Raw genomic sequence first — 22,064 nt, 5'->3', positions numbered from 1 at the left:
TTCAGCAACGATAACAGAAGCATTAGCAATGTTGAACAATTTAGATATAGAGACTAGCGAATTTATAGAATATAATCTTAGTGTAGATTTTGCTAATGATGTGGAGTGTTTAAATATTGTTAAAATAATATCTTGGCAAAAAGATTTGATAGAAAAATACACATCTTATTTAGATGATAAAGTTTCTCTTATTACTCATTTAAAAAAAGAACCGAAATTAGGTCTAGATGGTATTTCTGGAATTATTCTCTATTTAAATTCTCTTTCTTATGACAAAGCAGTAATAGAAGAAGGAATTAACTATATTTTAGATAATCTAGTTGAAGTTGATGGTACAAAAGGTATAAAGATTAGTGATGTTGGTGTATCTGTTTATTTATCAAATGGTACAGCTGGGGTAATTCAAATGCTAATGCTTGTTAATTTTGAGAAATATAGAGAAATTATTATTCAATTAGCAGATGGACTATTAATTGAATATGCACAGTTTGCTGACTTATGGGATGGTATGTTGGGGATTTCTTATACACTATTGAATTTATTTGATAAGACACGTGATGTTATATATCTAACTAAAGCTAAGGAACTGCTTATTAGTAGTGGGATTTTGGCAGAACAGAATAAAATTTTAGAAAAAGAATTTATTTATGTACTTTCTTATTATAAGAAAGTCATAAGTTTTAATTAACGGTAGTAAAGGAGATTTAGATGAAATTATTTTTATCCCACAAAATTTATCGTACCCTGACCCTGTCGCGTTTGCTCAATGCTTTGGGAGCTTATATTTATAATCTGGTCTTTGTCATCTATGCGGCTAGTCTGCCACGGCCTAGTTTAGCTATTTTTCTGGCCAATATGGTGCCTATGATTCCGATTGTCTTTACCTTCTGGATAGGTGTGCAGGCAGATAAGAGTCAGAACAAGGGGCAGAAGATGATGATAATTGCTTTTGTCCAAGCCCTGCTCTTTACCATGGTTGCTCTGATCATCAGTCAGCAGACCTACCTCGTCTTTTCCATTATCTGCTTGCTCAATGTCGTCAGTGATTGTTTAAGTGACTATGGTGCTGGCTTGCGGATGCCGATTTTACAGGAGCATGTGGCTGAAAATGACCTGATGGAGGCCTACTCGTTTAGTCAGTTTATCAGCTATATCTGTCAAATCGCAGGGCAGTTTCTAGGGATTTGGCTCTTGACGATTTCTAACCAGTCTTTTGCTCTGGTTGCTGGGGTCAATGCTGGTTTTTTCCTCCTGTCAGCCTTAGTTCTCTATTGGTATCGACAGGACCTGACCCATAAACCAGTAACAGTGGTTGATAAGAAAGTTCCCTTGTTGCAACGCTTCAAGGAACTTTATCAGACCATGGAACAAATCTTTCAACAGGCAGAACAAACCTCCTTTGCCAGCCTGCTCTTGTCCGTTCTGGTTCTCAATGCCTTGGGCGGAGCTGTTGGTAGTATCTATAATCTCTATCTGCTCAAGGTATCGCTCTTTGGACTTTCTTACGGACAGGCTCTGGTTCTGGTTCAACTGCTCTTTCTTGTGGGGGCTATTTTAGGTAGTCTCACACCCCATGATTATTTTGCTAAGCAGTCGCTTTCTGTTCTGTTGGTACTCAATAGTGGCTTGTTTGCCTTGATAGGGCTCTTCAATTTGCTAGACTTTCCGCCAGTTCTTGCTCTTTTCCTCTTGGCTTTTGTCGCCTACCTACTGGGCAAGTCAAATCCTAAGTTGGATGCCCTGCTCATGGCCAATCTACCGACAGAAGTTCTGGCCCAAAGCAATAATTTTCTTAGCTTACTTTTTACCTTATCCTTGCCCTTGGGAACTTTTCTCTTTTCAGTCCTTGCAGTCTATCAGCTGTGGTTGGCTTGGTTAGTCTTTGCCTGCCTATCTGCTGTTGCTTTTGCCATGGTTTGGAAAAATAGAAAAATTAGCACATAAAAAGCCGTTTTAACGGCTTTTTTATGGTGTCTTTGAGTCGGATTTTTCCACTTGAGCTTCCACCATAATCTCACTTTTCTCATTAAGCAGTTTGAGCAGTTGTTCCACTTATTGGTTACTGGTGTCAATTTGCTTGATAGTGAGCTGGAGATTGGCTAAGCCATAATCCTTGAGTCTGTCTTTGATTTCCTCAAGCTTTTCAGAAGTTAGTTCCTGTCCATAAACAACCAGGGACAGGGTTTTCTTGCTGTCATCGTATTGGCGATTGAGTACGGTGACTTGGGACAATTCCTGCTGAATCATGTTATTGATGGCCAAGCGTTGGTAGGAGCTTTCAATCAGTTTTCCTGCGGAGAAAAAGCTGGGAATGGAAAAGGCAATAAGACCGAGGATAAAGAAGGTCTGGTACGTGCGAGCGGGACGTTGGTAGTCCCGCATTTTTTTAGAAAAACTGGTGAAGTACATGCCTGCCACTGTGGCGAGAATGATAAAGATACAGTTAATCAGAAAAAGGTAGCTGGCTCCGAGAAAATAACGCAAGTTTTGATGGGCAATGGCATAGCCCACGGTACACAGGGGTGGCATCAGGGCAGTAGCGATAGCCACACCAGGGATAATATTGCTGGCCTGCCTGCGTTGAAGGCCGATAAAGCCAGCCAAACCACCGACCAGAGCGATTAAAATATCCCAGATGGTTGGCGTAATCCGAGCGATAATCTGCTCACTGGCGTAAGAAATGGGCGATAGCCAAAAATAGATAATGGAGACGGTCAGGGAAACGAGAATTTCCATCATCAGTAGTCGCAGGGCTTTTCGGAGCAGGGTGGCGCTAATAAAGAGCGATACTGACCCCGATGGCGACGACGGGGGTCATCAAGGGAGAAATCAGTATGGCACCGATAATGGTTAGAGTAGAGTTGAGATTGAGTCCAATAGATGCGATTAGGATGGCATAGAGCAAAATCAGGGCCTCCTTGTAGTCAAAATAAACATCAGCTAAGATTTTCTTGTAAAATTCACTGGGCGTGTAATTTTTTGTGTCCATAGAAACTACCTTTCTTATGATACCAGCTATTATACCATATTTGCCAAAATTTTTTGACCGATGCTAAGTTGTGGCAAATGTGGTAAAATGGTTATACAGAACGATAACCAGACTTTGGAGAAGTCATGATAGAGGAGAGAACGAGGTCAGCAGTCCCCATATCTATGATGGAGATATGTTTTGCCACCGGAAAGACGGTCATAGGTATTTGGTTAATGTCTGGATTGATGAAGGCAGACGATTTTTCCAAACTATCAAAGAAGCTGACCAGTTGAGACAGATTATGGAGAAAAAATGTCAAGAGCAGAAGAAGTTATCCTAACCAACATGTGCCTGATTGAGGATGAGGCCGGCCGCGTGGTCATGCAGTATCGACATCCAAAGCGTTATGCTTGGTCAGGTCTGGCCTTTCCTGGCGGTCACATTGAGCCTGGGGAGAGCATGCATGCGGCGGTTGTTCGTGAGATTTTTGAGGAAACAGGACTGACAATTGCCAATCCCAAACTAGTGGGCTTAAAACATTTTCATACTCGAGTGGATGGTACCCGTTATTTGGTTTTTCTTTATCGGACCAAGGCATTTTCGGGTCAATTACGCTCATCGGATGAGGGAGAAGTCCTCTGGGTAAATCAAGCTGATTTACTCAATGGCAACTTGGATTTGGCAGAATCAATGGAGGACTTAGTTGCTTTTTATTTGAAGGAGACAGGGTCTGAGCTCTACTATGAGCGTGATGACCAAGATGTCCTACAAAAAATAATATGGTAGGAGATAGTGATGACAGATTACCTTAATTTTAATCAAGACCGTTGGAATAGGGTTGCTAAAGATAGAAAGAATGCCTATACCATACCTCTTAGTCATGAGCAGCTAATGGCAGCAAAGGACAAGCCTTTAGAAGTTTTTCTGACAGTTGGTAAGCCTGTACCGACGGATTGGTTTGATAAGTTAGTGGGCAAGAAAATTCTGGGTCTAGCCAGTGGAGGAGGGCAACAAGGTCCCTTATTTGCTCTCAAAGGCTATGATGTGACGATTATGGATTATTCGGCGGAACAATTAGCATCGGACCATATGGTGGCTGAGCGTGAAGGGTTGACGATCAAGACAATACAGGGCGATATGACCCAACCCTTTCCTTTTGCTGATGAGAGTTTTGATTTGGTCTTTTGCCCTGTTTCCAATGTCTATATTGAAGATTTGACCAATATGTGGCAGGAATCTTATCGTGTCTTGAAAAAGGGCGGTTTATTGATGGTGGGCTACATGAATCCATGGGTTTATCTATATGATGGTGACCAGGTATGGGAACAGCCAGATAGTGACCTCTTTTTGACTTACCCGCTTCCCTTTAATGCCAGAGAGTTAGAAAAAGCCGGTAAATTAGCGATTTCCCCTGACTATGGCTATGAGTTCAGTCATACTTGGGAAGAACAAATTGGCGGGCAGTTACGAGCGGGTTTTGCCATGATTGATTTTTATGAATCTAAGGATAACAGGCACCGTTTATCCACCTATGCCAGTGATTATTTAGCTAATCTATCCATTAAATTATAAAACTAGGAGGCAGTCATGCCAGAATTACCAGAAGTTGAAAGTGTTAGACGGAGTTTAGAACCCTTGGTGGTCGGCAAGACCATTGAGCGGGTGGTTATCTCCTATACCCCCTTGGTGGTGACAGGGGCTGAGCATTTACGTCAGAAATTAACTGGTCAGACGGTTATGGGGCTTGGTCGGCGGGGTAAATATCTGATTTTTGAACTAACAGATGGACTGCTCATTTCCCACCTACGTATGGAGGGGAAGTACCTAATGTTTTCAAAAAATGGAACTTTTGATAAACATTGCCACGTTTTTTTCCATCTATCAGATGGGCAAGTCTTGATTTATCATGATGTCCGTAAGTTTGGAACCATGGAATATTTAGCCAAGGGGGAAGAAGAGGCTTACTTTGCCAGTAAAAAACTAGGGCCAGAACCAAATGAGCAAGATTTTCAGTTACCTCCTTTTGTCCATGGTTTGGAAAAATCTAAAAAGAAGATTAAGCCTCATCTGCTGGATCAGACCCTGGTGGCCGGTTTGGGTAATATCTATGTGGACGAGGTGCTTTGGGCAGCTCAGCTTCATCCAGAGCGGTTGAGTCAAAGTTTAAGTTTGGCAGAGATTGAAAGCTTACATGGGGAAATTATCCGTGTCTTGCAGCTAGGTATTGAAAAGGGAGGATCGAGTATTCGCACCTATAAAAATGCTCTTGGTATGGCTGGTAGTATGCAGGACTACCTGCAGGTTTATGGCAAGCAAGGGCAGCCCTGTTCACGATGTATGAGTCCTATTGCAAAAATCAAGGTCCAAGGACGGGGCACGCATCTCTGTCCTCAATGCCAAAAGGAGTGATGATGGTGACGGTTATTGGGTTGACAGGGGGAATTGCTTCAGGCAAGTCCACGGTTAGTTCTTATTTACGTGACAAAGGCATGGTAGTGCTTGATGCCGATCAGCTGGTCCATGATTTGCAAGCTCCGGCTGGTAGGCTCTATCAAGCTTTGGTGGATTACTTTGGTGCAGACATTTTGCAGGCTGATCAGACCCTGGATCGGACTAAGCTAGGGCAGTTGATTTTTTCTAATCCTGAGATGATGGCGGTGTCCAATGCCCTACAAGATGAGATTATTCGGGAAGAATTAGCTCGTCAGCTGGAAATCTTGTCTGTCAGTCATTCTGTGATTTTTTTGGATATCCCCCTCTTATTCGAAAAGGGATACGAGACTTGGTGTCAGGAGATTTGGCTGGTGGTCGTTAGTGAAGCTGTTCAAGCGCAGCGGTTGATGGCGAGAAATGGTTATAGTCAAGCAGAAGCACAAGAGCGTATAGCTAGCCAATGGCCTTTGCTGGATAAAATGAAGAAAAGTCAGGTCATTATTGATAACAATAATAGTTTACAAGCGACTTATCAGCAGGTGGAAGAGGCCCTGCGTCTATTAGAAAGGTAGAAATTGATGAAAGAACTGATGATTGCTAAGGGGGCGGCCCCTCTTTGGCTGAATGTAGGCATGCTTAACCGTCATGGTTTGATTGCCGGTGCAACAGGAACAGGTAAGACGGTTACCTTGAAGGTTATAGCGGAGCAGCTCAGCTTAGCCGGGGTGCCAGTCTTTTTGGCTGACATTAAAGGAGACTTGGCTAATCTAGCCAAGGCTGGCAGTGTCACAGAAAAATTAGCCGCTCGCTTGGAAAAATTAGGGATTGAGGATTATGAGCCACAAGCCTTTCCGGTTCGTCTCTGGGATGTTTTTGGGCAAAATGGGCACCCGGTTCGGGCAACTATTTCGGAGATGGGCCCTCTGATGTTGGCACGTTTGCTCAATCTTAACGAGACCCAGTCTGGTGTCTTGACCCTTGTCTTTAAGATTGCTGATGACAAGGGCTGGCTCTTGATTGATTTGAAGGATTTACAAGCTTTGTTACGAGAAGTGGCGGATAATGCTAGTCATTATTCTAGCCAGTACGGCAATATCGCCAAGCAGTCAGTTGGGGCCATTCAACGTAGCCTCTTGGCCTTGGAACAAGAAGGCGGCAATCTCTTCTTTGGTGAGCCGGCTCTTGATTTGGCTGATTTTTTACAGACAGATGAGCAAGGTCAAGGGGTGATTAACATTCTTAATGCCACCAAGCTCTTCAACGCACCGACCCTTTATACCACTTTCTTGTTCTGGCTTTTGGCTGAGCTTTATGAATCGTTACCAGAAGTCGGAGATGTGGACAAACCCAAGTTGGTCTTCTTCTTTGATGAGGCCCACTTGCTCTTTAAGGATGCTCCTAAATCCTTTGTTGAGAAGATTGAACAGATTGTTCGTCTGATTCGTTCTAAGGGGGTAGGGATTTTCTTCATTACGCAGAATCCTCTTGATCTACCAGAGCCGGTCTTGGCCCAGTTGGGAAATCGGGTGCAGCATGCCTTGCGTGCCTATACACCTAAGGAACTGAAAGCAGTCAAGACAGCAGCAGAAACCTTCCGTCAAAATCCTGACCTAGATGTAGCAAGAGCCATTACGGAATTACAGGTGGGTGAAGCCCTAGTTTCCTTCTTGAATCAAGAAGCCCAGCCAAATGTGGTGGAACGAGCCTATATCCTGCCCCCAAAATCGAGTTTTGAGCCTCTATCTGCCCTGGAACAAGCAGCCTTAATCAATCAGTCACCCGTGGAAGATAAGTACCGAGAAGTCCTTGATCGTGAGTCAGCCTATGAACTCTTGACGAAAAAACTAGAGGAGGATCAGCTAGCCAAGGAGCGGCTTGAGGCTGAAAAGGCGGCAGCTAAAGAGGCCCGTAGCAAACAAAGCAGACCAAGTCGCCAGCCAAAATCAGTCATGGATAAGGCGACAGATTCCTTTATCAACACAGCCGTACGGACAGTGACTCGTGAATTGGTACGGGGGCTCTTTGGCGGTTTGAAGCGATAGGAGAAGAACTAGTTGTGCGTGTCAAAATTAATTTAACCTGTAGCTCTTGTCAAAGCAAAAATTACTTGACTAGTAAGAATAAAAAGACCCATCCTGAAAAAATTCAGGTGTTGAAATACTGTCCCAAGGAGAGAAAAGTAACCCTCCACCTTGAATCTTAAACTAAAGTATGGTAAAATAGTCAAGACCATAGTGGAGGAAAACTAGATGTATAACTTATTACTCACCCTGCTACTTGTATTATCTGCACTTTTGGTGATTGCTATTTTCATGCAACCCCAAAAAAATCCAAGTAGTAATGTTTTTGATAGTAGTGGGTCAGAAGCATTGTTTGAGCGGACCAAGGCGCGTGGATTTGAAGCATTTATGCAACGATTCACTGGTATTTTAATCTTTTTCTGGTTGGCTATCGCTCTTGCACTGGCTGTTTTGTCAAGTCGTTAAGATGGGTTTGGACTCTGGTCTAACCCATTTTTCTATAAGGAGAGTAGAGTTTTAAAAAAACGAAAGAAAATAAATGAAAGAACAGATTATTACTTATTTACAAGAACATGGCAAATCAAGTGTTAATGACTTGGCAGCTCATCTAAACATGGCTGGTGCCAAGAAATTTCCCAGCTTGATTAAGGCCATTTCCCAGATGGAGAGTCAAGGTTCGCTCCGTTTTGACGATAGTGGGAGCCTGTCCTTGCGTAAACCAAAAGAAAAAAAAGATGACATTCGCCTAACAGGGATTTTTCGTGCCAATAAGGCAGGTTTTGGTTTTGTTAGCCTAGATGAGGCCGAAGATGACCTCTTTGTCGGTCGTAGTGATGTGGGCCATGCGATTGACGGAGATACAGTTGAGGTTGTGATAAAAAAAGTAGCCAACCGTCTCAAAGGAACAGCTGCTGAGGCACGGGTGGTTAATATTGTCAAGCGTAGCCTGACGACTGTGGTGGGTAAATTGACCCTGTCAACAGACAAACCTAACTACATTGGCTATATTCAAAGCAAAAATCAGAAAATCAGTCAAAACATTTACGTCCAAAAAACACCCCTAGTCCTAGAAGGTACTGAGGTCGTCAAGGTGGAGATTGACAAGTATCCTAACCGTCATCATGATTATTTTGTGGCGACCTTGGTTGATATTATTGGCCATCAAGACGATGTTGGGATTGATGTCCTAGAGGTTTTGGAATCCATGGACATTGTTTCTGCCTTTCCTGAGGCTGTTTTGGCTGAGGCTGCAGCGGTGCCGGAAGCCCCAACTGAGCGAGATTTGGTGGGGCGGATTGATTTACGCCAAGAATTGACCTTTACCATTGATGGAGCTGATGCCAAGGACTTAGATGATGCCGTCCATATTAAGCTTTTGGAGAATGGCAATTTTGAGTTGGGAGTTCATATTGCCGATGTGTCTTACTATGTTAAGGAAGGGTCCGCCCTGGACCGTGAGGCCTTGGCTCGTGGAACATCGGTTTATGTGACTGACCGCGTTGTTCCCATGCTACCAGAACGTCTCTCTAACGGGATTTGCTCGCTCAATCCACAAGTTGACCGCTTAACCCAGTCGGCTATTATGGAAATTGACCGTCAGGGGCGGGTGGTTGATTATCAAATTGCGCAAACTGTGATTAAAACTGCCTTTCGGATGACCTATACGGATGTCAATCACATGATTGCTGGTGATGAAGAGTTGCTTAAAACCTACCAGCCGATTGTTGATAGTGTCCGTTACATGGTTAGCCTTCATCAGATTTTGGAGGAGATGCGTTACCGGCGTGGGGCCCTTAATTTTGACACCTCGGAAGCAAAAATTATCGTGGATGATAAGGGGTTGCCTGTTGATGTGGTCTTGCGTGAGCGGGGCTTGGCTGAGCGGATGATTGAATCCTTTATGCTAGCCGCCAATGAATGCGTAGCGGAGCATTTTGCTAAAAGTCAGCTCCCCTTTATCTACCGAGTCCATGAGGAGCCAAAGGCAGAAAAATTACAAACCTTTATTGATTATGCCAGCGTTTTTGGCGTTCAGGTGCAGGGAACAGCCAGTAAAATCAGTCAGGCAGCTCTGCAAGACTTCATGAGAAAAGTGAAGAATTTACCAGGTAGTGAGGTCTTGTCCATGATGTTGCTCCGTTCCATGCAGCAGGCCCGCTATTCGGAACATAATCATGGCCATTATGGCTTGGCGGCGACCTACTATACCCACTTTACCAGTCCCATTCGTCGTTATCCAGACCTCTTGGTTCATCGCTTGATTCGTGACTACCAGCAGATTAGTGCGCAGCAGTTGGACCATTTCAAAGAGGTGATTCCAGAAATTGCCAGTCAAACATCTAGTTTGGAACGTCGGGCGATTGATGCGGAACGTTTGGTAGAGGCCATGAAAAAAGCAGAGTACATGGAAAACTATGTTGGTCAGGAGTTTGATGCTGTGGTGGCTACTGTTGTCAAATTTGGTCTCTTTGTCGCCCTACCCAATACCATTGAGGGCTTGATTCATATCACGACCCTGCCAGAATATTATCATTACAATGAGCGAACCATGACCTTACAAGGAGAAAAGTCTGGCAAGGTTTTCCGAGCAGGTCAAAAAATTCGGGTTAAATTAATCAAGGCAGATAAAGAAGCAGGCGCCATTGACTTTGACTACCTACCAAGTGATTATGATGTGGTTGAAAAGAAGCATTCCAGCCAGAAAAAGGAGACGAGAAAAGGTGGAAAAGCTAGTCGGGGCAGACAGCATAAAGAAGCTGCTCAGTCCGTGACCAAATTCAAGAAAAAGCCGTTTTATAAGGCAGTTGCAAAAAAAGGAGGATCAGATGGCAAAAGGAGAGGGAAAGGTCGTCGCTCAAAATAAGAAGGCGCGGCATGATTATACCATTGTTGAGACCCTTGAGGCAGGACTTGTCCTGACTGGAACAGAGATTAAGAGTGTGCGGGCTGCTCGCCTTACCCTCAAAGATGGCTATGCCCAGATTAAACATGGCGAGGCTTGGCTGGTTAATGTTCATATCACGCCCTATGAGCAGGGCAATATCTGGAACCAAGATCCAGACCGTACTCGCAAATTGCTCTTGAAGAAGCGAGAGATTGCCAAGCTAGCCAATGAGCTAAAAGGGACAGGAATGACCCTTGTGCCCCTAAAGGTCTATCTCAAGGACGGTTTTGCCAAGGTCTTACTGGGCTTGGCAAAGGGTAAGCATGACTATGATAAGCGTGAGAGTATCAAACGCCGTGATCAAAATCGGGAAATTGCCCGTGTTATGAAATCAGTTAATAGACGGTAAATACTTGCAAAATTGAGAATTTCCATGCTATAATAGGGAAAAATAAGAAAAGGAGACAGAGCAATGAACATGACCTTGGCAAAACATGTTGTTTTATCAAGAATATGATGTCAGGTGTGCTCTTGTCAACAAGAAGATTAGCTGTCTTACCCTATTTGTTTGTGTAGGACCAGTAATAAGGCTGTGTGAAGGAGTTCGCACAGCCTTTTTGTCATCTTGTTTTGGAGAACAGCCTGGCCTAAAGGAGGCTATATGTTACAATTACAGAATATTGTCTTGACGCATAAGAAAGATTTATTTGTTTTGGTGGATCATTTTTCTTGTCAGATTCAGGCAGGTGAGAAAGTGGCCATTATTGGTGAGGAGGGAAGTGGTAAATCGGCTCTCTTGAAATACATTTATGGCGATCACGAACTAACCAGCTATCTAGACCTATCCGGACAGGTGATTAATGGTTTTGAATCTGTTGGCTACTTGCCTCAGTTTTTAGCTGAGGCAGATTTGAAGAAGGACATTTATGAGTTTATTTTTGCCGATCTGGATATGAATCATCTTGATTATCAGCGCTTAGCTCAATTGGAAAGTCAGTTGTCCTTGACGTCTGGAATAATCTATTCCCAAGAACGGCTTGAAACCCTCTCTGGTGGTCAAAAAATCAAGTTGCAACTGCTAAAATTGTTATTACAAGACCCAGACCTTTTACTCTTAGATGAACCGTCCAATGATCTTGATTGGCAAACCTTGATTTGGTTGGAGACTTTTATTAAAACGAGTGATAAGACGATTATATTTATCTCTCATGATCTTCGGCTCTTGCAAGAAACGGCTACGGCTATTATTCACTTAGAGCGTCTGAAGCATAAATCTCAGTCTCTGGTAACTTTTGCTCGCATGGATTACCAAACCTATCTAACTAAACGTAGTAAGGATACAGCCAAACAGAGTCAGCTGGCTAGTCAGCAGGAGGCCTATGATAAAAAACGCATGCAGGAACTGACTCAGGTCAAGCAAAAGGTGCACCATCAGCTCGCCCAAACCAAGGCTTCAGCAACTGGTCGTCTCTTGGCCAAGAAAATGAAAAACCTCAAATCCCGAGAAAAACGTTTTGAGCGAGAACGGCAGATTTTTGTGGCAAAACCAATCCAGGAAGAGAAGATTAATATGAGGTGGGGGGAAATTGTTCCCTTACCTGCAACCAAAAAAATTCTGACTTGGACAAGTCGTGATTTAATGGTGGCGGACAGGTTACTGGTATCAGCCCTAGATTTAAGCCTGTATGGACATGAAAAAGTTGGTTTGGTTGGTCAAAATGGTATGGGCAAGTCTGTTTTGTTGAATCAGGTTTGGCAAGAGTTGAAAGAGCGCAGAGATTTAGTGGTTAAGTACATGCCCCAGGATTATTGGCTTGGGTTGCATGGGTGGCAAACTCCTATAGACTATGTGCAGTCTTTAACTCCTAGTCAGGAACGAGGGAAGGTGATGACTTTTCTAGGAAGTATGCGTTTTTTGGCGGAAGAGATGTCCCGCCCTTTGAGTGATTTATCAGGTGGACAACGGGCAAAACTTTTGCTTATGGGCTTGATGTATAGCCAGGCCAATTTTTTATTGTTGGATGAACCGACGCGTAACTTATCCCCTAGTTCAGCGGCTCGATTGACGGAAGAACTTGCTAAATTTACCGGGGGATTTCTAGTGGTTTCCCATGACCGTTATTTTTTAGAAAAGACTTGTGAAAAGATTTATGAACTGAGTCCAACTGGGCTAAAAGAGGTGGAAAACTTATCGTGAGGTGATTAACCGATAAAAAACGACTGTTTCAGTTGAACAAGTCGTTTTTTTGGTATTTGTTAAAAGTATAGTAAGTCCTTGCTGGTTTGCGTGAACAGTTTAAAGCCGTGTTTAGTCACATAACCGCAGTCCTCAATGCGGACACCAACCTTGTCTGGGATATAGATACCAGGCTCCACGGAAAAACACATGCCTTCTTGGATAACCAGGTCATTGCCAGCCATGATAGAGGGAAATTCATGGACTTCCATGCCGATACCATGCCCTAGACGGTGGTTGAAAAAGTCACCATAGCCAGCCTTTTCAATGACAGAGCGGGCAGCTTGATCAATCTCAGCCGCAGTCACCCCAGGTTTTATCATGTCAAGGGCTGTCAGCTGGGCTTCCAGGCAGAGCTGATAAATGTCCTTTTTGAACTGGTCAGGTTGACCGAGAGCAACTGTTCTAGTCATGTCACTGGTATAACCCAAGGTTTCCACACCAAGGTCAAAAAGCAATAAGCTATTATTTTCCAGTTGATTTTTACCAGGAATACCATGAGGATTGGCAGCATTTTTTCCAGTCAGTACCATGGTCTCAAAGCTCATTTTAGGGATTCCTTCTCGTTTCATGGCAAATTCAATCTGGGCGATGATGTCGGTCTCAGTTGTGGTTAATGAAATCTGATCAAAGCCCACCTGCATAGCTCGGTCAGCAAATTGGCCGGCAACCAACATTTTATCAATTTCATCAGCAGTTTTGATGAGTTTCATTTGATTGATAGTGGGGGTGATATTTTCAAAATGACCTGAGAAAATGTCAGTTAACCCCTGATACTTGCTTAAGTTGAGATGGTCAAATTCTACCAGTAATTGGTCAAATGCTTGCTTTGGTAGAGAGGATTTGATTTTCTGCCAAGGATTTTCATCGTCAGCATAAGCGATTAGGGAAACATTCAACTGAGTTTTTGCTCTTAACAAATCCAGCTCGGGCAGGAACAGGAGGGGTTCTCTATTTGGAAAAACAAAGAGAAACAGCAGGCGTTCATGGGGATCACAGAAATAGCCGGTCAGGTAATTGATGGTCATGGGGTTGGAGAGGATGGCCAAGTCGGCTTCTTGCTCCTGAAGTAATTTGGCAATGGTGTCTAATTTTGTCATGATGAACCTCCTTCTTTCATTTTTTCAAAAATTTGATGAAAATGCAAGCGTTTTTTAACGATTTTAAGCAAATTTATAACATAATATTTGAAAGAGCAAATCAATGGTGTTATAATAAGTAATGTAAGCGATATTTTCATTTTAGAAAGGTCAGGTATAAAGAGATGAATATTGATGATACGGTAACAATTTATGATGTTGCTCGTGAAGCGGGTGTCTCGATGGCAACGGTGAGTCGGGTAGTGAATGGTAATAAAAATGTTAAAGAAAATACCCGACAAAAAGTCTTAGAGGTTATTGAGCGTCTAGATTATCGTCCCAATGCGGTTGCGCGTGGATTGGCTAGTAAAAAAACGACTACGGTCGGGGTAGTTATCCCGGATATTGCAAATTCTTATTTCTCTGTTTTGGCTAAGGGGATTGATGACATTGCTGCTATGTATAAGTACGATATCATCATTGCCTCTAGTGATGAAGATGAAGAGAAGGAAGTGACTGTGGTCAACACCCTCTTTTCAAAGCAGGTTGATGGTGTGATTTATATGAGCCATCATTTGACCGATAAGATTCGTGCAGAGTTTTCGCGGTCTCGAACTCCGGTTGTTTTAGCAGGTACAATTGATTTGGAGCATCAAATTCCTAGTGTCAATATTGACTATAAAAAAGCAGCTAGTGATGTGGTGGAGGTCTTGGCCAAAAACCATGAGAAAATTGCCTTTGTTTCAGGTCCTCTTCGCGATGATATCAATGGCAAGGTACGCTTAGCTGGTTATAAAGATGGTTTGAACAATAACAAGTTAAACTTTACAGAAGGCTTAGTATTTGAAGCCAAGTATGCCTATAAAGATGGTTATGATTTGGCTCAACGTCTGATTAATTCAGGGGCGACTGCTGCCTATGTTGTGGAAGATGATTTGGCAGCAGGTTTACTTAATGGTCTTTATGCGGCAGGCAAAACTGTTCCAGAAGACTTTGAAATTATTACCAGCAATGATTCTTATGTGGTTAACTATACTCGGCCAAATTTGACATCAATTAGCCAACCAATTTATGACTTGGGGGCCATTGCCATGCGGATGTTGACCAAGATTATGAACAAGGAAGAGCTGGAAGAGCGCGAGATTATCTTGAATCATAGCATCAAGCAGCGGGGAACAACCAGGGGATAAAAACAGCCGACTCGGCTGTTTTTTACTTGCTATCAAGTCAAAAAGCGTTATAATAGAAAGTGCTATGAAAGTATTACTTTATTTAGAAGCAGAGCATTATTTAAGGAAATCAGGTATCGGACGTGCCATCAAGCACCAAGAGCGAGCTTTAGAAGCGGTTGGTCAGGCCTACACCACAGATCCAAGTGACGATTATGATTTGGTTCATGTCAATACCTACGGCTGGAAATCTTGGCGGCTGATGAAAAAGGCCAAAAAGGCAGGTAAAAAAGTGATTATGCACGGTCACTCGACTGAGGAAGATTTTCGTGATTCTTTCATTGGTTCGAATCTCATCAGCCCTTTATTTAAATGGTATCTTTGTCGTTTTTATACCAAGGCTGATGCTATTATTACGCCGACTGCTTATTCAAAATCTTTGATTACTGGTTATGGTATTGACAAGCCGATTTTTGCCGTATCCAATGGGATTGATTTAAGCCGTTATCAGGAGAGTCAAGTCAAGGAGCAGGTTTTTCGTGAGTATTTTGACTTGAGTGAAGATCAGCCGGTGGTGATTTGTGCGGGCTTATATTTTAAGCGTAAGGGAATTGAGGATTTTATCAAGGTGGCTGAACAGTTACCACATGTGCGCTTTATTTGGTTTGGTGAGACCAACAAGTGGGTTATCCCCGCTAAAATCAGACAAGTGGTGACCAAAAATCATCCAACAAATGTGACCTTTGCGGGCTATATCAAGGGCGATGTCTTTGAAGGAGCCATGAGTGGGGCCGATGCCTTTTTCTTTCCTAGCAAGGAAGAGACAGAAGGGATTGTGGTCCTGGAGGCTCTGGCTAGCCATCAACACTTGGTTTTAAGAGATATTCCTGTGTATCAAGGCTGGCTTGATGCGCAGAGTGCAGAATTGGCTAGTGATGTAGCAGGCTTTGTCCAAGCCTTGAACAAGGTTTTGGCAGGCAAGAGCAATAAGACAGAAGCAGGTTACGCTGTTGCTCAATCACGTAGCATTGAAAAAATTGGCCAGGAATTGGTAGCTGTCTATCAAGAGGTTTTAGATTAGTTAAGTCTAGTCATCATAAAAAACATCAACTGATTTCAGTTGATGTTTTTTTATAGACTATTTATCTTTATTGATGGTTTTGTCTAGTTTGTCAAGTTGTTTAGCAGCGAAGTCACGTCCACCGATACCAAAGGCAAGAGCGAAAGCAACCGCAACTGCAGAAAGAATGATGGTGAAGGTTGATTGAACAATTGTTTGAGCAATACCTAGTTGGTCAAGCGTCATGAAGATGGCAAGAACAAGTAGGCCATAGCGAACAACTTCACCCAAGAATTTGTTGTTTGTGACTTTTGCAAAGAAATCAGCCAAAATGTTTCCACCGACAACAGCGATTGCCAAGATGAGGAGTGAGCTGATGATGGCTGGAAGGAAAGCAATGACTGAGAAGCCGATAGCGTTAAGCACTTCCAAGTTCAAAACAGCGATCGCTTGAACGAAGAAGAAGACACCAATCACGCAACGTACAAGGTTAGCAATGATGTTTGATAGAGAGTAGTTAGGCTCTTTTTGGTCAAAGCTGAGGTATTTAGAATATTGGTTGATTCCTGATGTTTCAAGTAATTTCTCAAGTAGGTTACCAATCAATTTCGCAAGGAAACCACCGATAGCTAATAGCAAGACTGCTGTAATCAAGTTTGGAATGAAACCAACAACCTGATCAAGTAGAGAAACGATTGGTTTTGATAGAGCTGCAACACCAAGAGTGTCAAGAGCTGTTGCCAAGATTGGTACGAAGATCAGCACATAAACAACAGTTGAAAGAACATCAGCTAGTTGTGCTTCATTAGTCAAGGCAGTCTTGCTATCTTGACCAAGTGCTTTTGTCATCCATTTGTCAATTGGTAGGTTGATGATCAAGTTTTTGACCAAGCCCTTGATGAATTTACAGAAGTAGAAACCAAGGAACAAGATGAAGCCTGCTGCAATAAGGTTTGGAATGAAGCCAAAGAATTTCGCAAACATGCTTGAGATTGGGTCAACAACACTTGATACCCCAAGTCCTGAAAGGATGGCTGGTAGGAAGAAGAGGATTGTGACGAAGTAGAAGACTTGACCGATGGTCTTGTTCAATCCAGCTTCATCCGTTCCTTCTTTAACTAAGCCCCATTTTGTTAGGTAACTAAGGGGACGAAGTTTGTTCAAACCAGTAATGACTAATTTCTTAACCACGTTGGCTACGATGATAGCGAGTAAAATCAGCACAATCATGCGTAGAGCAGCTGGTAGGTATGATACAATTTGCGTGAGCAAATTTTCGAAATATGTACTCATGAGTACCTCCATATATAAAAATTTACAACCCCATCTTAGCAAAAAAGCCTTGAAAAATCAAGTAAAATGCTTGAAATAATGTGTAATATACAAGTTTTTTACTCACAAATGAGAAAAAATAGTGTATAATAGTACGGTTAAAGAAAGTAAGGAAAGACCTGAGCATGAAAAAAGAGATTTTACCAGAACTTTATAATTATAATAAATTTCCGGGTCCTCAATTTATTATCTTTGATGACATTGTAAAAACGGACGATTTGACCTTGAAATTAGTTGAAAATTATAAGGATGGATTTCAACTTGAGGTGTTTAATCAGCGTTTTTCTGATATCCTTTTAAAATATGATTATATTGTTGGTGATTGGGGCAATGACCAGCTACGATTGAAGGGATTTTACAAGGATCATCGAGCTCGGAAATCAGCGGATAAACTATCGCGACTAGAGGATTATCTAAAAGAATATTGTAATTATGGCTGTGCCTACTTTGTGTTAGCCAATGAAGAGCCTAAAGACCAGAAGAGCTTTGAAAAGCCTTACCATCGTCGTAAGCGAAAACAGAAGCCACGTTTTAATCCTAAACCCAATCATGAAGGTAGGGAGAAAAGAGAAGGGCAAAGGAATAAGGAAGCCCATCGTTTGATTCAGGAGGCTAAGCGGGAATTTATTATCCGTCAGAAGAATCGTTAATCTTAGGAAGGAGGCTGAAGAGATGAAAAAACGGTCGTGGCTCTTGCTAGGGATGCTGGTCTATGGTGGATTAATCTGTCTCATGTGTTTCAGCCCCCAACAAGAAGTGGTACATACCAAAACACCGGGGATTCAGTATATGGGACCAGTTCCTTTTCTTTTAATTCCTTTTAATACCCTGGTCAATTACTCACAGATAAGAAATTGGTGGGATTTGGCCTGGCTGATTGGGCAAAATCTGATGAATATCTTCTTACTGTATCCCTTGGTTTTCCTTCTTCTATTATGGGATAGTCGGTGGCGGAGTTACCGTTCAGTTCTTGGCTTAGGATTTGGTCTGAGCCTCTTGATTGAATTGGGGCAGGTTGTCCTGGATATTTTATTTCAGATCAATCGCGTGTTTGAAATTGATGATTTGCTGACCAATACCCTAGGTGCCCTTCTGGCTTATCTGACGTATCAGTACCTAGCACAAAAAAGGATAGAGCAATAGAGACTTGTTCTGTCAAGAGACCTGATGTTTAGAAGCTAAAAAATAGTAATATGTATTGCTATTTTTTTCATATCGTTATATAATCATCTAGTTGCCCTGACTGGGAGAGAGCAATTATTGTCTCAGACCGGTGAAAAAGAAAGAAAAGGTGGACCTGATGCTTGCAAGATTTTTTAAATCAAAGACATTTTCAGAGAATATTATTGTTCAATTGTGGTGGTTTTTTACATTAGAGAAACGTCGCTATGTGATTGGAATTCTTTCCTTAAGCTTAGTGGCTGTCATCAACTTGCTGCCACCTATGATCATGGGAAAAATTGTTGACCAGATTAGTAGCCGTCAGCTAGCTGGCCAAGCTTTGTTTAGTCAACTGGCCCTCTTACTCTTGGCAGCTTTTGCCATGTATGGGCTACGTTATGTCTGGCGGATGTATATTTTAGGAACTTCTTATCGCCTGGGGCAAATCATGCGACAACGTTTGTTTGAACAATTTACTAAAATGTCACCAAGTTTTTATCAACAACACCGGACAGGTGATTTGATGGCCCATGCGACCAATGACATTAATGCCCTGACTCGGTTGGCAGGTGGTGGGGTTATGTCAGCGGTAGATGCCTCAATTACCGCCCTAGTGACCCTTTTAACCATGTTTTTCAGTATTTCTTGGCAGATGACCTTGATTGCGATTATTCCTCTGCCCTTCATGGCCTTTGCGACCAATCGGTTAGCCAAAAAAATGCACGAAAGTTTTAAGCATGCTAATGAAGCCTTTTCTGAGCTGAATAACAGTGTGCAAGAAAGTGTTTCAGGCATCAAGGTTACTAAATCCTTTGGTTATCAGGAGCAAGAATTAGCTAGCTTCCAGAAGATAAATCAGCGAACCTTTGAGAAAAATATGACTGCCATGTCTTATGATGTCTTATTTGATCCTCTGGTGTTACTATTTGTCGGTGCGACCTATGTCTTGACCCTACTGGTGGGTTCGATCATGGTGGGAGCCAATCAAGTGACCATTGGTAGTTTAGTAACCTTTATCACCTATTTGGACATGTTGGTTTGGCCTTTGATGGCAGTTGGTTTCCTCTTTAATATGACTCAAAGGGGTAAAGTGTCTTACGAACGGATTCAAAAATTATTGGGGCAAGAATCAGATGTTGTTGACAGTAGCACTCCTCTGGCTGAAATAGCCAATGGGCGTCTGACTTATGATATAGAGACTTTTTCCTATGATCATCAAGAGACCCTATCTGATATCCATTTTAGTTTGGAGAAAGGGCAGACACTCGGTTTGGTTGGTCAGACAGGGTCTGGAAAAACTAGCCTGATAAAATTACTCCTACGGGAACATGACTTGGAAGCAGGTGCTATTCGTTTAGGTCAGCATAATATTAAGGATTATTCCCTTAATGATTTACGTTCGCTGATTGGTTATGTGCCCCAAGATCAATTTCTTTTTGCCATGTCTATTTTGGACAATATTCGATTTGCTAATCCGGAACTTAGTCAAAAACAGGTTGAAGAAGTTACCGAGCTAACCCAAGTTTATGAGGATATTATGGCTATGCCAGATGGGTTTGCAACCCTAGTTGGTGAAAAGGGAGTCTCTCTTTCTGGGGGTCAGAAACAGCGTATCGCCATGAGTCGTGCCATGATTTTAGATCCTGAAGTCTTGATTTTGGACGACTCACTGTCAGCGGTGGATGCCAAGACAGAGCATGCTATTATTGAAAATCTAAAAACCAAACGTTCTGGTAAGACAACGATTATTACGGCCCATCGCTTGAGTGCGGTAGTGCATGCTGATTTGATTTTAGTCATGCAAGATGGCAAGATTATTGAGCGGGGTCGTCATGAGGACCTCTTGGCGCAAGATGGCTGGTATGCCCAAACCTATGCCGCTCAACAACTTGATTTGAAAGGAGTAGGTGATGTCTTCTAAATCACAGCAATGGCAAGTCTTTAAAAGACTGATGTCCTATTTAACGTCTTATAAGTGGCTGACTGCTTTGGCCCTGAGCTTCTTGCTTTTAACCACCGTAGTCAAGAATATTATTCCTCTCGTGGCCTCTCATTTTATCGATCGTTTCTTAGGTCAGCTGAGTCAACCAGCCCTTTTAATCTTGCTAGGTTATTATGGTCTTTATCTCTTGCAAACCCTGTTACAGTATTTAGGGAATCTCTTTTTTGCTAGGGTGTCATTCAGTATCGTGCGGGATATCCGCCGAGATGCTTTTGCTAACATGGAAAAATTAGGCATGTCCTATTTTGACCAAACACCAGCAGGAGCAGTGGTTTCGCGTATCACCAATGACACAGAAGCCATCAGTGAGATGTTTTCTGGTATCTTGGCAAATTTTGTTTCAGCAGTCTTTATTTTTCTGGTTACTTTTTATACCATGTTGACCTTAAATGTGGGCCTAACTCTCTTGGTTTCCCTCTTGTTACCGTGTATTTTTATCTTAGTTTCTCTTTATCGGAAAAAATCAGAACCCGTAATTGCTAAGACACGTTCCCTTTTGAGTGATATCAATAGTAAACTGTCTGAGAGTATTGAAGGCATTAGCATTGTTCAAGCTTTTCGTCAGGAAGCTCGTCTGATCAAAGAGTTTTCAGCCATTAATGAAGAACATGTCCGCTATGCCAATCGTTCTATGGCCCTAGACAGTTTGTTCTTACGACCAGCCATGTCGCTCTTGAAGCTGTTGGCCTATGCCCTGTTACTGACTTATTTTGGTTTGAATTGGCAGACATCAGGGATTACCGCTGGAATGATTTATGCCTTTATCCAATATGTCAATCGTCTGTTTGACCCTCTGATTGAAGTGACACAAAATTTTTCTACCCTGCAAACTTCAATGGTGGCAGCGGGTCGTGTTTTTGATTTGATTGATGAATCAGCGTATGAACCTAAGCAGGCGAGTACGGGTCAAGCTATTACTGAAGGTAAGATTGTCTTTAAAGATGTCAGTTTCTCTTATGACGGTAATAATAAAATTTTAGATAAAATTTCTTTTGAGGTGAACAAAGGCGAAACGATTGCTTTTGTGGGCAGTACTGGTTCAGGTAAATCTTCTATTATTAACGTACTGATGCGCTTTTATGAGTTTCAGTCGGGTCAGGTTTTGATTGATGGTCAAGACATTAGAACTTATAGTCAGTCTAGCCTACGCCAGTCTATTGGCCTAGTCCTGCAAGAGCCTTTTCTATATCACGGAACTGTCAAGTCAAATATTGGGATGTATCAGGAACTGACGGACCAGGAGATTAAGTCAGCAGCTGAGTTTGTTGATGCGGATCAATTTATTCAAAAATTGCCTCTGGCCTATGATGAGCCAGTTACTGAACGTGGCACAACCTTCTCTACTGGTCAACGTCAGCTGCTGGCCTTTGCTCGAACGGTTGCTAGCCAGCCCAAGATTTTGATTTTAGATGAGGCAACCGCCAATATCGACTCAGAGACTGAACAGATTGTGCAGCATTCCCTGCATAAAATGCGCGAGGGACGAACAACGATTGCCATTGCCCATCGTTTGTCCACTATTCAGGATGCTAACTGTATCTATGTCTTGCATAAGGGGAAAATTATTGAATCCGGTAGTCATGAGGAACTTTTGGCACTAGGAGGGACCTATCATCGCATGTATCAGCTCCAAGCAGGCATGATGACTAGCTAGAATTATTGGGGAAGTTTAAGTATTTTATTGTTGAAAAAAGAGTCCTGGAATAGGACTCTTTT

23 protein-coding genes are annotated in these 22,064 nt (G+C 42.5%); 18 read left to right on the top strand and 5 right to left on the bottom strand.

Going from position 1 to position 22,064, the window contains the following annotated elements; translation table 11 throughout:
* Window positions 1–28: 28 nt before the first annotated feature.
* Together FRX57_RS07745 and FRX57_RS03305 are read left to right on the top strand one after the other, a co-directional pair.
* Window positions 29–688, top strand: a complete 660-nt coding sequence (locus FRX57_RS07745) for a glycoside hydrolase family protein (RefSeq protein WP_246100920.1) — start codon at window positions 29–31, stop codon at window positions 686–688.
* A gap of 20 nt (window positions 689–708) precedes the next feature.
* On the top strand, window positions 709–1,944 hold the full coding sequence (locus FRX57_RS03305; protein ID WP_146566605.1) for an MFS transporter: 1,236 nt from the start codon (window positions 709–711) through the stop codon (window positions 1,942–1,944).
* 108 nt (window positions 1,945–2,052) lie between these two features.
* Here the strand turns inward: FRX57_RS03305 and FRX57_RS03300 are convergent, their stop codons facing one another.
* The 3 genes from FRX57_RS03300 to FRX57_RS03290 all read right to left on the bottom strand — a co-directional run bounded on the left by FRX57_RS03300 (window position 2,053) and on the right by FRX57_RS03290 (window position 3,290).
* Window positions 2,053–2,766, bottom strand: coding sequence for a DUF389 domain-containing protein (locus FRX57_RS03300; protein WP_281287355.1), 714 nt, complete (start codon window positions 2,764–2,766; stop codon window positions 2,053–2,055).
* Window positions 2,767–2,773: 7 nt separating this feature from the next.
* Window positions 2,774–2,989 carry a DUF389 domain-containing protein gene (locus tag FRX57_RS03295; protein ID WP_146566601.1) on the bottom strand — a complete coding sequence of 72 codons (216 nt, stop codon included), beginning with the start codon at window positions 2,987–2,989 and terminating at the stop codon, window positions 2,774–2,776.
* Between the two features lie 91 nt (window positions 2,990–3,080).
* Window positions 3,081–3,290: a hypothetical protein gene (locus FRX57_RS03290; RefSeq protein ID WP_146566599.1), complete on the bottom strand. Its 210-nt coding sequence runs from the start codon at window positions 3,288–3,290 to the stop codon at window positions 3,081–3,083.
* Here FRX57_RS03290 and FRX57_RS03285 point away from each other — a divergent pair.
* The 10 genes from FRX57_RS03285 to FRX57_RS03240 all read left to right on the top strand — a co-directional run bounded on the left by FRX57_RS03285 (window position 3,284) and on the right by FRX57_RS03240 (window position 12,506).
* On the top strand, window positions 3,284–3,757 hold the full coding sequence (locus FRX57_RS03285) for an 8-oxo-dGTP diphosphatase (protein ID WP_146566597.1): 474 nt from the start codon (window positions 3,284–3,286) through the stop codon (window positions 3,755–3,757). The genes FRX57_RS03290 and FRX57_RS03285 overlap by 7 nt on opposite strands.
* 9 nt (window positions 3,758–3,766) lie before the next feature.
* Window positions 3,767–4,543 (top strand): class I SAM-dependent methyltransferase, encoded by a 777-nt coding sequence (locus FRX57_RS03280; RefSeq protein ID WP_146566595.1) that lies wholly within the window; start codon window positions 3,767–3,769, stop codon window positions 4,541–4,543.
* A gap of 15 nt (window positions 4,544–4,558) precedes the next feature.
* Window positions 4,559–5,380, top strand: coding sequence for a DNA-formamidopyrimidine glycosylase (gene mutM / locus FRX57_RS03275; protein ID WP_146566593.1), 822 nt, complete (start codon window positions 4,559–4,561; stop codon window positions 5,378–5,380).
* Between the two features lie 2 nt (window positions 5,381–5,382).
* The gene (coaE, locus tag FRX57_RS03270) at window positions 5,383–5,976 is read left to right on the top strand and encodes a dephospho-CoA kinase (protein ID WP_146566591.1); all 594 of its coding nucleotides are present in this window, start codon (window positions 5,383–5,385) and stop codon (window positions 5,974–5,976) included.
* Between the two features lie 6 nt (window positions 5,977–5,982).
* The gene (locus FRX57_RS03265) at window positions 5,983–7,446 is read left to right on the top strand and encodes a helicase HerA-like domain-containing protein (protein ID WP_146566588.1); all 1,464 of its coding nucleotides are present in this window, start codon (window positions 5,983–5,985) and stop codon (window positions 7,444–7,446) included.
* A 14-nt stretch (window positions 7,447–7,460) separates the two neighbouring features.
* Entirely contained in the window at window positions 7,461–7,607 is a 147-nt protein-coding gene (rpmG, locus tag FRX57_RS03260) for a 50S ribosomal protein L33 (protein WP_146566586.1), read from the top strand.
* Between the two features lie 46 nt (window positions 7,608–7,653).
* Window positions 7,654–7,890 carry a preprotein translocase subunit SecG gene (gene secG, locus FRX57_RS03255; protein WP_146566584.1) on the top strand — a complete coding sequence of 79 codons (237 nt, stop codon included), beginning with the start codon at window positions 7,654–7,656 and terminating at the stop codon, window positions 7,888–7,890.
* A gap of 73 nt (window positions 7,891–7,963) precedes the next feature.
* Complete coding sequence (gene rnr / locus FRX57_RS03250) at window positions 7,964–10,288, top strand: ribonuclease R (RefSeq protein WP_146566582.1); 2,325 nt, start codon at window positions 7,964–7,966, stop codon at window positions 10,286–10,288.
* Window positions 10,251–10,718, top strand: coding sequence for an SsrA-binding protein SmpB (gene smpB / locus FRX57_RS03245; protein ID WP_146566580.1), 468 nt, complete (start codon window positions 10,251–10,253; stop codon window positions 10,716–10,718). Before rnr ends, smpB begins: the two co-directional genes overlap by 38 nt.
* A gap of 252 nt (window positions 10,719–10,970) precedes the next feature.
* The gene (locus FRX57_RS03240; protein ID WP_146566578.1) at window positions 10,971–12,506 is read left to right on the top strand and encodes an ATP-binding cassette domain-containing protein; all 1,536 of its coding nucleotides are present in this window, start codon (window positions 10,971–10,973) and stop codon (window positions 12,504–12,506) included.
* Between the two features lie 59 nt (window positions 12,507–12,565).
* Here FRX57_RS03240 and FRX57_RS03235 read toward each other — a convergent pair whose 3' ends face one another.
* The gene (locus FRX57_RS03235) at window positions 12,566–13,645 is read right to left on the bottom strand and encodes an aminopeptidase P family protein (RefSeq protein ID WP_146566576.1); all 1,080 of its coding nucleotides are present in this window, start codon (window positions 13,643–13,645) and stop codon (window positions 12,566–12,568) included.
* A 164-nt stretch (window positions 13,646–13,809) separates the two neighbouring features.
* Here FRX57_RS03235 and ccpA point away from each other — a divergent pair, with 164 nt between their 5' ends.
* Window positions 13,810–14,814: a catabolite control protein A gene (gene ccpA, locus FRX57_RS03230; protein WP_146566574.1), complete on the top strand. Its 1,005-nt coding sequence runs from the start codon at window positions 13,810–13,812 to the stop codon at window positions 14,812–14,814.
* A 64-nt stretch (window positions 14,815–14,878) separates the two neighbouring features.
* On the top strand, window positions 14,879–15,874 hold the full coding sequence (locus FRX57_RS03225) for an LTA glycolipid anchor biosynthesis glycosyltransferase, IagA/BgsA family (RefSeq protein ID WP_146566572.1): 996 nt from the start codon (window positions 14,879–14,881) through the stop codon (window positions 15,872–15,874).
* 57 nt (window positions 15,875–15,931) lie between these two features.
* Here FRX57_RS03225 and FRX57_RS03220 read toward each other — a convergent pair whose 3' ends face one another.
* Window positions 15,932–17,146 carry a mechanosensitive ion channel gene (locus FRX57_RS03220; protein ID WP_146566570.1) on the bottom strand — a complete coding sequence of 405 codons (1,215 nt, stop codon included), beginning with the start codon at window positions 17,144–17,146 and terminating at the stop codon, window positions 15,932–15,934.
* A 164-nt stretch (window positions 17,147–17,310) separates the two neighbouring features.
* Here FRX57_RS03220 and FRX57_RS03215 point away from each other — a divergent pair, with 164 nt between their 5' ends.
* The 4 genes from FRX57_RS03215 (at window position 17,311) to FRX57_RS03200 (ending at window position 22,002) form a co-directional block, all read left to right on the top strand.
* Complete coding sequence (locus FRX57_RS03215; RefSeq protein ID WP_146566568.1) at window positions 17,311–17,835, top strand: YutD family protein; 525 nt, start codon at window positions 17,311–17,313, stop codon at window positions 17,833–17,835.
* 22 nt (window positions 17,836–17,857) lie between these two features.
* Window positions 17,858–18,328 carry a VanZ family protein gene (locus FRX57_RS03210; protein ID WP_146566566.1) on the top strand — a complete coding sequence of 157 codons (471 nt, stop codon included), beginning with the start codon at window positions 17,858–17,860 and terminating at the stop codon, window positions 18,326–18,328.
* A 157-nt stretch (window positions 18,329–18,485) separates the two neighbouring features.
* Window positions 18,486–20,267: an ABC transporter ATP-binding protein gene (locus FRX57_RS03205; protein WP_146566563.1), complete on the top strand. Its 1,782-nt coding sequence runs from the start codon at window positions 18,486–18,488 to the stop codon at window positions 20,265–20,267.
* Window positions 20,257–22,002, top strand: coding sequence for an ABC transporter ATP-binding protein (locus tag FRX57_RS03200; protein WP_146566561.1), 1,746 nt, complete (start codon window positions 20,257–20,259; stop codon window positions 22,000–22,002). Before FRX57_RS03205 ends, FRX57_RS03200 begins: the two co-directional genes overlap by 11 nt.
* Window positions 22,003–22,064: the final 62 nt, after the last annotated feature.

It is taken from the genome of Streptococcus cuniculipharyngis (assembly GCF_007859195.1).
Lineage (GTDB): Bacteria > Bacillota > Bacilli > Lactobacillales > Streptococcaceae > Streptococcus > Streptococcus cuniculipharyngis.
Note: the sequence above shows the minus strand (reverse complement) of the source record. Positions and strands in the feature narration are given on the sequence as shown.